At 65.8% G+C, this 11,887-nt stretch carries 12 protein-coding genes and 1 pseudogene; 8 read left to right on the top strand and 5 right to left on the bottom strand.

The window, feature by feature from the left end; translation table 11 throughout:
- Positions 1-323: 323 nt before the first annotated feature.
- Together AC1DKD_RS32715 and AC1DKD_RS32710 are read right to left on the bottom strand one after the other, a co-directional pair.
- The gene (locus tag AC1DKD_RS32715) at positions 324-509 is read right to left on the bottom strand and encodes a hypothetical protein (protein WP_045236777.1); all 186 of its coding nucleotides are present in this window, start codon (positions 507-509) and stop codon (positions 324-326) included.
- A 418-nt stretch (positions 510-927) separates the two neighbouring features.
- Positions 928-1,578, bottom strand: a complete 651-nt coding sequence (locus tag AC1DKD_RS32710; RefSeq protein ID WP_441632759.1) for a DsbA family protein — start codon at positions 1,576-1,578, stop codon at positions 928-930.
- Positions 1,579-1,852: 274 nt separating this feature from the next.
- Here AC1DKD_RS32710 and ppk1 point away from each other — a divergent pair, with 274 nt between their 5' ends.
- On the top strand, positions 1,853-4,045 hold the full coding sequence (gene ppk1 / locus AC1DKD_RS32705) for a polyphosphate kinase 1 (RefSeq protein ID WP_441632761.1): 2,193 nt from the start codon (positions 1,853-1,855) through the stop codon (positions 4,043-4,045).
- A gap of 192 nt (positions 4,046-4,237) precedes the next feature.
- A pseudogene (locus AC1DKD_RS32700) lies at positions 4,238-4,403 on the top strand (helix-turn-helix domain-containing protein); the annotation flags it as partial.
- Between the two features lie 400 nt (positions 4,404-4,803).
- On the opposite strand, the gene AC1DKD_RS32695 reads toward AC1DKD_RS32700, so the two are convergent.
- Positions 4,804-4,935, bottom strand: coding sequence for a hypothetical protein (locus AC1DKD_RS32695; protein ID WP_441632763.1), 132 nt, complete (start codon positions 4,933-4,935; stop codon positions 4,804-4,806).
- Between the two features lie 79 nt (positions 4,936-5,014).
- Between AC1DKD_RS32695 and AC1DKD_RS32690 the strand changes: the two genes are divergently transcribed.
- Positions 5,015-5,317: a CppA family protein gene (locus AC1DKD_RS32690; RefSeq protein ID WP_045236827.1), complete on the top strand. Its 303-nt coding sequence runs from the start codon at positions 5,015-5,017 to the stop codon at positions 5,315-5,317.
- A 54-nt stretch (positions 5,318-5,371) separates the two neighbouring features.
- Here AC1DKD_RS32690 and AC1DKD_RS32685 read toward each other — a convergent pair whose 3' ends face one another.
- Positions 5,372-6,163 carry a carboxymuconolactone decarboxylase family protein gene (locus AC1DKD_RS32685; RefSeq protein ID WP_477144181.1) on the bottom strand — a complete coding sequence of 264 codons (792 nt, stop codon included), beginning with the start codon at positions 6,161-6,163 and terminating at the stop codon, positions 5,372-5,374.
- Positions 6,164-6,305: 142 nt separating this feature from the next.
- Between AC1DKD_RS32685 and AC1DKD_RS32680 the strand changes: the two genes are divergently transcribed.
- From AC1DKD_RS32680 to AC1DKD_RS32660, 5 genes are all read left to right on the top strand, one after another.
- The gene (locus AC1DKD_RS32680; RefSeq protein ID WP_477144180.1) at positions 6,306-7,247 is read left to right on the top strand and encodes a LysR family transcriptional regulator; all 942 of its coding nucleotides are present in this window, start codon (positions 6,306-6,308) and stop codon (positions 7,245-7,247) included.
- Between the two features lie 147 nt (positions 7,248-7,394).
- On the top strand, positions 7,395-8,279 hold the full coding sequence (locus tag AC1DKD_RS32675) for a LysR family transcriptional regulator (RefSeq protein ID WP_441632769.1): 885 nt from the start codon (positions 7,395-7,397) through the stop codon (positions 8,277-8,279).
- Entirely contained in the window at positions 8,272-9,447 is a 1,176-nt protein-coding gene (locus tag AC1DKD_RS32670) for a YbfB/YjiJ family MFS transporter (protein ID WP_477102571.1), read from the top strand. Before AC1DKD_RS32675 ends, AC1DKD_RS32670 begins: the two co-directional genes overlap by 8 nt.
- Before the next feature lie 95 nt (positions 9,448-9,542).
- Positions 9,543-10,661, top strand: coding sequence for an NAD(P)H-dependent flavin oxidoreductase (locus AC1DKD_RS32665; protein WP_441632773.1), 1,119 nt, complete (start codon positions 9,543-9,545; stop codon positions 10,659-10,661).
- Positions 10,662-10,763: 102 nt separating this feature from the next.
- Complete coding sequence (locus tag AC1DKD_RS32660; RefSeq protein WP_441632775.1) at positions 10,764-11,405, top strand: LysE family translocator; 642 nt, start codon at positions 10,764-10,766, stop codon at positions 11,403-11,405.
- A gap of 29 nt (positions 11,406-11,434) precedes the next feature.
- Here AC1DKD_RS32660 and AC1DKD_RS32655 read toward each other — a convergent pair.
- Positions 11,435-11,887: hypothetical protein (locus tag AC1DKD_RS32655; protein WP_477144179.1), on the bottom strand; the 453-nt coding region annotated here is incomplete at its 5' end.

Raw genomic sequence — 11,887 nt, 5'->3', positions numbered from 1 at the left:
GCGGTGGTCTCAACCTACATCCAGCTGCGCTGACCCACACGAAAGTCGGATGAACCTCAAATAAAAAAACCGGCCAAGAAGCGTTGCGCTCCATGGAGCGACGCGTTGGCCGGTCTTGCCGCGTGGAAACATCCACGCCGGTTTCACGTAGTGCCTGCCCTCGCTTTTCAACGCGCGCCGGGGCGCGGCGCGAGCGGCAGTGATACAGCCGTCAAACCAAGACTACACACATCAACAACAAACAATAGCTAACTACAGTGCACTACAGCAGCAATTACTCTTGATTCGCGCTTCTTGATGTCGGTGCTCTGGCAATTCGGCAATCAGCCGTTCGCGAAAACGATCTTTGCCTTGCGAGCCTGGCTTTGCAGGCGGCCAAACACGTCTTGCACGGCGGCGATGGCGCTCTTCACGTCATCGATAAAGGCCGGGCTGCGGGGACCGAGTTCGCGTTCAATCAGTTCGCGTTCGAGTTGGTCGGTCATCTTGATATCGGATTGCGAGTTCATGGCTTTCTTCCTTTCAGGGATAACCCTCATCGGGTTTTCCCTAGTATAGCAAAAGGAATGACGCATCGCAGCATTAGGTGATAGTACGTATGCAAGATGCCAACAGAGGCGCTGCTTCACCAGCATCACTCGAAAATGATACTCAAAAAGCACAAAACGACATTGCCACCCGTATTTTGTAACGGATGAAGGAAATGAGCCCGGGCTGGGCAACTTCGGCGAACCGCAGGCCAACCTGCTGGGCCCTGCCCGCTGACAAGCCAGACTGGCCCGCTCTTGGGGTCGTTCCGCTTGGCGGCCGGATAGACAAGGCAACAGGCGCCGGCAGTGGAGAATGGCGCAGAAGGGAATTAGCAGCCGCCCAGGCAATAGATCATCGTAGCCAAGCGTCACCGTRGTGGTGACRGGCAGGCCTGCGTCAGGCGCGCGCCGCCAATTGCTCCAGCACGGACGCCAGGCGGTGCTCGATCATGCCGGCACTAGCGTACCCGGTCGTGATGCCGTGGAGTTCGCTACCAACGCGCAACAGCAGCGTGGGGAAACTGGTGACGCCCCACGAACGTGCCAGGGCAAAGTCCGCGTGCGTCTCGGTGATGGTCGCAGGTGCGCGCCACGCCGCCTCGAACGTAGCGGCATCGATGCCGTACCCGAGCCGTGTCAGCGCTTGCGATGCTATGCCGGCCAGCACGCCGGCATCGGTCGTATTCAGGGCATCCATGTAGAACGCATGCTGCAGCGCATCGAATACGGCGAGCAGGTTGCCCTGCCCGGCGAGGATGCGCGCGGTGACGACCGCCCGGCACACCGGCTCCGTGTCGTAGACGAAATCTTCGCGCGCCAGCAGGCCTTCGCGGTTGAATGGCATGCCGCTGGCTTGCTCGACCCGAGCCCAGTGTTGCAGGCGCACATTCCTTGCCGCGTCGTCCATGATGTCCGTGGCCCCCGCGCGCAGGCCCCCGACCACCACGCCCAGCGGCAGATCCGGGAAACGCGCCACCAGCGCGGACAATTCCTTGCCGAAGCCGTAACACCACGAGCACATCGGGTCCGCAACGTAGATCAGTTCCATTTGGATTCCAGGATTTGACTTTCCAGGTAGCGAATCGCGTGAAGCGGACAATGCGCGCTGCAGCGTTGCCATGCAGGGCTCCATCATGCATGTGAGCGCGCTTGGCCGCAATCCACTTCCGCTGCACGGGAAGAGAACATGGAACAAATCTTGCGTATGCGCTTTTGCCATTCCCGCCGGCGACTGGAAGAAATGTGCGGTGTTTCGCCCACAGTTCCACTCCTCAATCGCCGCGCGGCGCGGTAATATCTATCCAACAGGCCATCGGCGCGCGATGGCCCATTCCAAAGAAGGATTCAAGCGCATCATGGAAGAAGGCTCGGCTGCTCCACTAGAGATCGCCCCTTCCCTCCCTCTCGCACCAAGTGATGTTCGCGGCGTTCCGTCGGACTTCCTTGCCAGCGCGAGCGCCAACATCGGCGCCAACGCGCTGCAGCTCTTCCTGAATCGAGAAGCGAGCCAGCTGGAGTTCAACCGGCGCGTGCTCGCCCAGGCGGAGAATTGCGACATCCCGTTGCTGGAGCGCTTGCGCTTCCTATGCATCTTCAGCAGCAACCTCGACGAGTTCTTCGAGATCCGCGTTGCCGGCCTCAAGGAACAGATCAAGCTGCAGGCGATCGCCAGCGGGCCGGACGGGCTGGACACGCGGCAGGTCTATGCGCTGGTCAGCGCACGCACGCATAAGCTGGTCGCGGAGCAATACCACCTGTTCAATGATGTGCTGATTCCCGAGCTGGACCGGCAGGAAATCCGCTTCCTGCGCCGGCCGCACTGGACGCCGGAACAGGCCGAATGGATTCGCGCCTTTTTCTTCCGCGAGTTGATGCCCGTGCTGACCCCCATCGGCCTCGATCCCGCGCATCCCTTCCCGCGAGTGCTCAACAAGAGCCTGAACTTCGCGGTGGAACTCGAAGGCAAGGACGCCTTCGGCCGGGAGGCTGGCGCGGCCATCGTACAAGCGCCCCGCTCCCTGCCCCGCGTGATCCTCCTGCCGGAAGAGATCTCCGGCTGCAAACACGGCTTTGTGTTCCTGTCTTCCATCCTGCATGCCCACGTCTGCGAACTGTTTCCCGGCATGCATGTGCGCGGCTGCTACCAGTTCCGGGTCACCCGCAACAGCGAACTGTTCGTCGACGAGGAAGAAATCAAGAACCTGCGCGATGCGCTGCAGGGCGAACTGCCACAGCGGCATTTCGGCGATGCGGTACGGCTTGAGGTCGCGGACAACTGCTCCGACGAGATGACCAGGTTCCTGCAGAACCAGTTCGGGCTGGAGGACACCGAGGTGTTTTCCGTGAATGGCCCGGTCAACCTCGTGCGGCTGCTGCCGGTGCCCGACAGCGTGGACCGCGAGGACCTGAAATATCCGCCATGCCGGCCAGGCTTGCCGAAGGCGCTGCAGGGCCAGCCGGACATGTTCCGCGCCATCCGCGACGGCGATATCCTGCTGCACCATCCGTACCAGTCGTTTGCCCCGGTGGTGGATTTCATCCGCCAGGCCGCTGAAGACCCCGATGTGATGGCCATCAAGCAGACTGTGTACCGCGCCGGCAACGACTCGGCGCTGCTGCAGGCACTGATCGGCGCCGCGCGCAGGGGCAAGGAAGTCAGCGTGGTGGTGGAACTGCTGGCCCGCTTCGACGAGGAGGCCAACATCAACTGGGCGGCGCAACTGGAAGAAGCCGGTGCCCATGTGGTGTACGGCGTGGTCGGCTACAAGTCGCATGCCAAGATGGCCATGGTGGTGCGGCGCGAAGGAAAAAAACTCAGGCGTTACGCGCATCTCTCCACAGGCAACTACCACTCGCAGACCGCCAGGAATTTCACGGACTTCGGCTTGTTCACGTGCAAGGAAGCCATGGTCGAGGATGTGGCGAACGTGTTCTCCCAGCTGACCGGCCTGGGCCATCCCGGCACGCTTACCCACTTCTGGCAGGCGCCGTTCACCCTGCATTCGGCATTGCTCGACGCCATCCGCCGTGAGGGCAAGCACGCCAAGGCTGGCCGCAAGGGACTGATCATTGCCAAGATGAACGCCCTGATGGACCCGACTATCATCCAGGCGCTCTACCAGGCATCCTGCGACGGCGTGCGGATCGAACTCATCGTGCGCGGCGGCTGCGCCTTGCGGCCCGGCATACCCGGCCTGTCGGAGAATATCCGGGTGCGTTCGGTACTTGGCCAGTTCCTCGAACATGCGCGGATTTTCTACTTCTATAACGACAAGGCCGAGGACGTGCGGTTGTCCAGCGCCGACTGGATGGAACGGGACTTCTTCCGGCGCATCGAAGTGTGCTTCCCCGTGCTGGACAAATCGCTCAAGAAGCGCGTGATCGAGGAAGGCCTGAAGATCTACCTGAAGGACAACCGCGACACCTGGGAGATGGACTCGGATGGCAACTACCGCCGCCGCCGTGGCCGCCACCTGGTCTCTGCCCAGAGCGCACTGAGCGTCGCACTGGCGTGATGCCGCTGCCGGTCCGGCCGGCGCGCTGCGTCACATCCGCCGCCCGGCTCGTTGTGGGAGATCCTGACCACCGTTGCGTCCGGGCTGGCAAGCTGCGTCGGCGCACAGCCGGCAAGCAGAATGCCCGCCGCAATCCATGCGACGACTGTGGTGGCTGCGGTGTTGTTGGTGGCGGTAGTGGTGGCAGTGTTCATGAAATCGCGCGAGCTCGCCCAGTACATCGGCATCACCGATGCCCAATCTCTCCCTGCTGAAATCCGGCAAGGTCAAAGGTATCCGTTTCGATACGCTGGAGAAAATCTGCGAGGCGCTGCAGTGCCAGCCGGGGGACCTGCTGGAGTACCGCGCCGATCCGCCGGAGGAGGACCAGGCATGGAAAACCCGCCAGCCGCGCCGGGCTAACTGCAAACAATTGTCGCGCCTGGCATCCGCATTTGCGCTGGTACGGCCAGCAGGCTGGCTTTGCGGCAAGTGCTGCGTCCAGCTCCCCMCAATCGAGTGATATCCCTGCGATAGTGATCTTGCGCATACTCGCACCTTCCCAAACCACTCGCCCCTAGACGGGCGCGGAGCGAGGTGCCTGTGCTCACCTTCATTTACTGCAGCTACGCGATTGCCTGCATCTTCGCGCTATGGCGGGCGGCCCGCTGGGTGGACAAACACCATCCGGCGCTGCGAGACACCCATGTGCCCAAACCGGGTGCGGACGCACCTCGCGAGGCCCCGGAAAGGAACCAGCAAGCTAGCCAGCGCCGCCGTCACGAGAAGCGGCCCGCCGGGCAGGCACGGGTGCCCCAACGTCCTGGCGCAAGCGCGGCTGCCTGCATGGTGCTGTAGCGCGCCCCGCGCTCTGCCAGGCGAATCTGCTCCGCCCGAAGCGGGCTGCCCATATCTCATCCTTGAAAAACGCAGATTACTGTATATATTTACAGTAACTGTATGGATGAACAGTATTCACGGGAGCCCATCATGGAACACCTTGTCCGGGTACAGAACGAATACGACAGGCAGGTCCTGGCGTGGCTGCGCGCCCGCGTCGGCGATGCGGTGGTGCAAGCGGCCGCGCAGCGGCTGGCGGGAGAACGCAAGCCGTATCTCTCCACGATCTGCCGCAGCCTGAATATCGCGCCGCCGTCCCGGCGCACGCTGCGCGCCCAGTCCAGCCGCGCCAGCCGGGAGGTCGGGGACCGCTACCTTGCCTCGATCCGGCAACTGCTGGCGCGGCCGGCACCGGCGCGGTCCCCGCAGCCGCAGTCCGTCCGAGCTTGTTGAAGCCGTTCAAGCAGGCCGTGCCGAGGCCCGCACGGCGTTAGCGCGGCTCACCCGTCAATGCCGCTCCGGCGGGCGCTCCGCCAGCACCGCCCTGGCCGCCAGCGCGGCATTGATCGCGCGTGGAAAACCCGCATATGCCGCGAGATGAATGATGGCCTCCACCATTTGCTCACGCGAGCCACCCACGTTCAGCAAGCCGTGCATATGCACCTTGAGCTGTGGCGTGGCCGAGCCAATGGCTGCCAGCGCGGCCACGGTCACCAGTTCCCGCGAGACCAGGTCGAGGCCGGGCCGGGTATAGATATCGCCGAAGGCAAACTCGATGATGAAACGACCGAGGTCGGGCGCAATGTCCTCGAGCGAGGCAAGCACGCGCTCCCCCACTTCGCCGTCGATCTCGCGCAAGCGGGCAAGCCCCGCCTCGAAGCGCGATCCGCCCTGGTCCGGCGCGGGAGTGCCGGTATTCACGGCAACGCCCTGCTTCGCGAAGACTTCCCTTGCGGCGGCGATGCCGTTGAGCGCCGCGGGAAACCCGGCATACACCACGAGATGATTCATCAGTTCGACCAGTTCGACCGGCGTGCAACCGGCATGCAGCRCCCCGGCCAGATGGAACCTGAGCTGTGGCTCAAGCCCGCCCATGGCCGCAAGCGCCGCGACGGTGACGAGTTGCCGGTGCCTCCGGTCGAGTCCTGGGCGCGGGTAGATCTCGCCGTAGACGAAACCGATCGCCAGGCTGGCCAGGTCAGGGGCGATGTCACGCAAGGCTTCGACCAGGGACGGCTCGTCCGTCTGTTCGATGGCGGAAAGTTGGGCGCGGCCAAGTGTCATGGTCTGCGTATTCATGCGGTTTCCTTTTTTTGATTCGCATCGGGAGGTCCTGGCGGCGCGGTGCCGTCGGCAGGACAGTGAGGCAAGCTTAGCGAGCGCGTTCGCGCGCCGCCAATGCCTTCGGCGTGATACCTTTGGCGTATCACAAGGACATCCGATGCAAAGCCGCCTGGAACTCTGGCAGTTGAACTATTTCGTGGCCGTCGCGGACGAACTGAGCTTTCGCCGCGCGGCGGAACGGCTGTCGATCACGCAGCCTCCGCTGACGCGGCAGATCCAGGCGCTGGAGGAAACCATCGGTGCGCGCCTGTTCGAGCGGGATCGCAATGGCGTAGCACTGACGCCCGCGGGCAGCCGCCTGCTGCCCGAGGCGCGCGAGCTGCTCGCCAGCGCCGATGCCCTGCTCGCCCGAGCCCGGCAGCGCGCCACGCGCAACCACGGCCTGCGGCTGGGCATCACCACCGTGTTCGATGCCGCCCTGTTCACCTGGCTCGCGCCGGCATTGCAGGCAMAGGCGCCGGAGATCAGGCTGCTGCAGAAACGCCAGATATCGCAGCAATCGATTGCCGACCTGCGCCGTGGCGCGCTCGACGCGGCGCTGATCGGCCTGCCGTCCGCCACCGGCGAACTGGCGGTGGAACACTTGTTCGACGACCCGCTGGTGGTGGCGTTGCCGGCCGCGCACCGGCTCGCCAGGCGCAAGCGCATCTCACTGCCGGAACTGCAAGCCGATCCGTTGTTCTGGGGCCAGCGGCGGCTGAATCCCGCCTACTTCGACCACTACGAGGCCGTCTTCCGCGCGCTGGACTATGCACCGCAGCGAGTGCAGGAACCGGCGGACCACCATGTGCTGCTGGGCCTGATCGCCGATGGGCAGGGCGTGGCGCTGGTGCCTTCCTCGCTGCAGGCGATGGCGCGCGCCGGTGTGGTCTACAAGGAACTCAAGGAGCAGGCAGACCTGCGGATCGGCGTGGCCGTGGTCTATGCCGCCAGCAATCCGGCCCCCGCGCTGCCGCTGCTCCTGGAAACCCTGCGCGCCCGCTACCGTCCTGCGCCGGCTGCCTCCCCAGGCCGCAAGCGCCCGGCCACGCGCCGCTGAGCGCCAAGGCTGGCCGCCAGCCCTCGGGACCTTCCCGACGCGTCCACCCTGCCAGCATCATGGATTTCTTGACTTATTCATCCCCATCAATGATAGTTATCCTGAATACATTCTCTTTTTGAGAACAAACTTAGTGAAAGGATTGCCGTGGATCTGGCCGAACTTGAGATCTTCCGGGCCGTTGCGCTGGAGGAAAGCGTGACCCGGGCCGCCAAGGCCCTGGACCGSGTGCARTCGAACGTGACCACCCGCGTSAAGCAGCTYGAGGAGGAACTGGGCGTCGCCTTGTTCCTGCGCGACAGCAAGCGCATGACGCTGACGCCCGAGGGCCAGCGTTTCCTGGGCTATACCGAGCGGCTGCTGGCGCTCGCCGAGGAAGCCCGGCAATCGATGCGCGGCGATGTGCCCTCCGGCACGCTGCGCGTGGGCTCCATGGAAAGCTCGGCCGCCAGCCGCCTGCCCCGGCCACTGGCGCGCTACCACGGCAAGTGGCCGGATGTGCGAATCGAGATCCAGACCGGCACCACGCAGGCCCTGGTCGATTCCCTGCTGGCGCATCGCATCGATTGCGCCTTGGTGGCCCATCCGTCGGAAGGCGCGCCGGATGCACTCGACATGGACGTACTCGGCCCCGGCCTGGAAGGCACCTTCCTGTTTTCCGAAGAACTCCTGCTGGTGCTGCCGCCCAGCCATCCGCCGGTGCGCACGCCACAAGACATCACCCTGCGCAGCCTGGCCACGTTCGCGCGTGGCTGCACCTATCGCATGTGCGCCGAAGCCTGGCTTGCCAGCGGCAAAGGCCCGCAGCTGGCGCTGAATGTGCTGGAACTGGCTTCGTACCACGCCATCCTTGCCTGCGTGACGGCGGGATCGGCAGTGGCCATCCTGCCAAGATCGCTGCTGGCGCTCCACCCCGGCGCGGCGAACCTGCAGACCGTGCCGGTACGTACGGCGCACACCTTCCTGGTGCGCCGTACGGGCTTCATGACCTCGGCTTACGCGGCCTTCTTGCAGGAGTTGCAGCATGGCTAGGATCCAGCCGGTCCCCGCGAGCGGGGACGCCGCCCTGCGCCAGAGGATGGCGCCGTGGATGCCATCGCTTGCCGCCGCGCTGGTGCTTGCGGTCGGCATGGGCTTCGGGCGTTTCGCCTTCACCGGCATGTATCCGCTGATGGTGCGCGACGGCTTGCTGAGCGTCAGCGCCGGCTCGCTGGCGGCATCCGCGAACTATGCGGGCTACCTGGCCGGCGCCCTTGCCGTCACCCGCATGCCGGAACGCGCGGCACCGCAACTCTGCCGCATCGCCCTGCTCGGTACGGCCGTATGCCTGCTGGTGCTGGCACTGCCCGCCGCGCCGTGGTTCTTTATCGCGGTGCGCTTCCTGGCCGGCGTTCTCAGCGCGATCGCACTGATCAGCGCCTCCGTCTGGCTGTTCCATGTGGTCGGCCATCCGCATGGCGCACCGCTGTTGTTCTCGGGCGTCGGCGCCGGCATCCTGCTCTCCGCCGAACTGATCGCCGCCGGCAACCTCGCCGGCTGGCATAGCCCGTTGCTGTGGATTGCGATTGGCGGCGGTGCCGCCGTACTGGCCTTGCTGGCCTGGCCACAGCTTGGCAGCCACCGCCCGGCGGTGCCCGATGCCGCCGGGGCCGGCGCTGCCCTGGCCCATGCCAACGGCCCCGGGCCATGGCCGCTCGTCGTCAGCTACGGTCTCGCGGGATTCGGCTATATCGTCACCGCCACCTACCTGCCGCTGTTCGTGCGCGATGCGCTCGGTCACATCGACCCGATCCATATCTGGGCCGCCTTCGGCCTTGGCGCGGCACCTTCCTGTTTTCTCTGGCATGCGCTGCACGGCCGCCTTGGCACGCGGCGCGCGCTCGCGCTCAACCTGCTGGTGCAGGCAGCGGGCGTGATCCTGCCCGCGCTCAGCCATTCGCCGGTGGCCTACCTGGCCAGCGCCCTGCTGGTGGGCGGCACCTTCGTGGGCACGGTGACCATCGCCATGCCGGCGGCAAAACGCGTGGCCCATCGCGTGAAGTTCAACCTGCTGGCCATCATGACCGCTGCCTATGGCGTGGGCCAGATCGCCGGCCCGCTGGTGTCCGATGCGCTGATGGCGCACAGCCATAGCTTCAGCGGCCCCCTTGCCGCTGCCGCGGTCGCATTGCTGGCCTCGACCGCCGCGTGCTTTCTCTGAAGGCCATGCCATTGCATACCCGCTCCGCTGGCTACCTCCACGCGTAGCCTGAGCGCACACCGCACAGATCCAACCTCTCTAGAAGGAGCCTGCAAATGAACACCCCCACCCAAGCCACGCAGCCACGCACGCTGCTAGCCCGGCTCGGCATCGCTACCCCCATCATCCAGGCACCGATGGCCGGCGTTGGCACGCCGGCGCTGGCCGCGGCGGTATCGAATGCCGGTGGCCTCGGCTCGCTTGGCGTCGGCGCCACGGATGCCGACGGCGCCCGCAAGGCCATCCGCGAGACCCGCGCACTGACGGACAAGCCGTTCAACGTCAACCTGTTCTGCCACGCTCCCGCCGTCGCCAATCCTGCACGCGAAGCGCAATGGCTGGCCTACCTGGCGCCGAGCTTCGCCGAGTTCGGCGCCACGCCGCCGGCATCGCTGCGCGAGATCTACAAGAGCTTTGTTGCCGACGACGCCATGTACGCGATGCTGCTGGAGGAGCGGCCGGCGGTGGTGAGTTTCCATTTCGGCTTGCCGGCTCAGGCCTGGATCGACGCACTGCATGAGGCCGGCATCTTCCTGATGGCCACGGCCACCCATCTCGCCGAAGCGCGGCAGATCGCCGATGCGCGCATCGACGCTATCGTGGCGCAGGGCGTGGAAGCTGGCGGCCACCGTGGCACGTTCAAGACCGAGGGGCATGACGAAGGGCTTGGCACCATGGCCCTGGTGCGCCTTCTGGTCCGCAACACTGCCCTGCCGGTGGTCGCCGCCGGCGGCATCATGGACGGCGCCGGCATTGCCGCCGCGCTGGCGCTGGGYGCGCAGGCMGCGCAACTGGGCACGGCATTCGTCGTCGCCCCGGAAACCGCGGCCGACGCGCCTTACCGGGCCGCGCTGCTGGCAAGCGAGCCGTCCCCCACGACGCTGACCCGCTCCATCTCCGGCCGCCGAGCGCGCGGCTTCGTGAACCGCCTCACCAAACTGGGCGAGGCGCCGGACTGCCCGCCGATTCCCGATTACCCCATCACCTACGATGCCGGCAAGGCGCTGCACGCGGCTGCCAAGGCATGCGGCAATGCCGAGTTTGCGGCGCAATGGGCCGGCCAGGCCGCGCAACTGTCGCGCGCCTTGCCGGCAACCGAACTGATGGCGGTACTGCGCGCGGAACTGGCGGAGGCCATTGGAGGGCTGAGCCGGATGGCGTCCGGCGGCGACTGAACGGGAGGAACGCTGAGGGCGGGCGTCTTGCTGCTAACATGGCGCATCGGCATCGTGCCGGCCCGCGGCGCAGCTCCCATCCCTTCCCGACAAGACAGACGCATGGACGCATTCACATCGACACTGGCCATTGGCGGCGCACTGGCGCTTGGCGCTGTCAGCCCCGGCCCGAGCTTCGTCATGGTGGCCCGTGCCGCCATTGCCCGTTCGCGCGCGGATGCGCTCCACATGGCGCTTGGCATGGGGCTGGGCGGCGTGGTGTTTGCCGCGGCCGCGCTGCTCGGGCTCAAGCTCCTGCTGGCGGCGGTGCCGTGGCTCTACATGGCGATGAAGGTGGGCGGCGGCCTTTATCTTGTCTACCTGGGCGCGCGCATCTGGCGCGGCGCCAGCGAGCCCCTTGCGATGGCTGCCGGTTCGCAGGCCGCCAACGGCGCACAAGCGCCGGGACGCGGCCGCGCCCTGCTGAGCGGATTCGCCACGCAACTGAGCAACCCCAAGACGGCAGTCGTCTACGCCAGCGTCTTTGCCGCGTTGCTGCCGGCCGAGGTGCCGGCGTCCCTGCTGCTCGCGCTGCCGGTGATGGTCTTTGCGATCGAGGCCGGCTGGTACGCCATCGTGGCGGTGGCGTTGTCGTCGGCGGCGCCGCGCGCCTTCTACCTGCGCTTCAAGCTCTGGCTCGACCGCGCCGCCGGCGGCGTGATGGCGCTGCTCGGCATCCGGCTGATCACCTCGCTGCGGCAATAGTCCGGTCGTCAACTGGCCGGCGCTGGCTTTCAGTGCACTTGCTGGAGGCGGCGCAGCAGGCGGCGCCCGGCATCGACGACACCAGGATCGGCCGTCATCTGGTAGCGCACGATCATGCCCTCCACGCAAAGCATCGCCTCTTCGGTAATCGCTTCGGGCTCCGGCAGGCCGAGCCGCCTGACCAGCATGCCGATAAACGCGGCGAGCGCCGCCTTGTGCGCCACCGATTGCTCGATCTGCGTGCCCTCGCCTGAGGCCCCCGCTTCGGCCACCGCATTGATAAAGGCGCAGCCGCGAAATTCTCCGTCGGTGAACCAGTCGGCCAGCGCATCGGCAATGACTTCCAGCCCCGGCGTGGCGGCGAAGCGCGCTTCCACGTCCTGCTCGAACCATGCCATCCAGCTGTCGTGGCGACGATCCAGGAACGCTTCCACGTCCTGCTCGAACCATGCCATCCAGCTGTCGTGGCGACGATCCAGGAA

This window comes from Cupriavidus sp. 05T313 (genome assembly GCF_056396665.1).
Note: the sequence above shows the minus strand (reverse complement) of the source record. Positions and strands in the feature narration are given on the sequence as shown.

Bases quoted from the DNA above. Each gene is read 5' to 3' on its own strand.
- AC1DKD_RS32715 (WP_045236777.1), bottom strand. From the start codon at position 509: ATGAACTCGCAATCCGATATCAAGATGACCGACCAACTCGAACGCGAA.
- AC1DKD_RS32710 (WP_441632759.1), bottom strand. From the start codon at position 1,578: ATGGAACTGATCTACGTTGCGGACCCGATGTGCTCGTGGTGTTACGGC.
- ppk1 (WP_441632761.1), top strand. From the start codon at position 1,853: ATGGCCCATTCCAAAGAAGGATTCAAGCGCATCATGGAAGAAGGCTCG.
- AC1DKD_RS32695 (WP_441632763.1), bottom strand. From the start codon at position 4,935: ATGGGCAGCCCGCTTCGGGCGGAGCAGATTCGCCTGGCAGAGCGCGGG.
- AC1DKD_RS32690 (WP_045236827.1), top strand. From the start codon at position 5,015: ATGGAACACCTTGTCCGGGTACAGAACGAATACGACAGGCAGGTCCTG.
- AC1DKD_RS32670 (WP_477102571.1), top strand. From the start codon at position 8,272: ATGGCTAGGATCCAGCCGGTCCCCGCGAGCGGGGACGCCGCCCTGCGC.
- AC1DKD_RS32660 (WP_441632775.1), top strand. From the start codon at position 10,764: ATGGACGCATTCACATCGACACTGGCCATTGGCGGCGCACTGGCGCTT.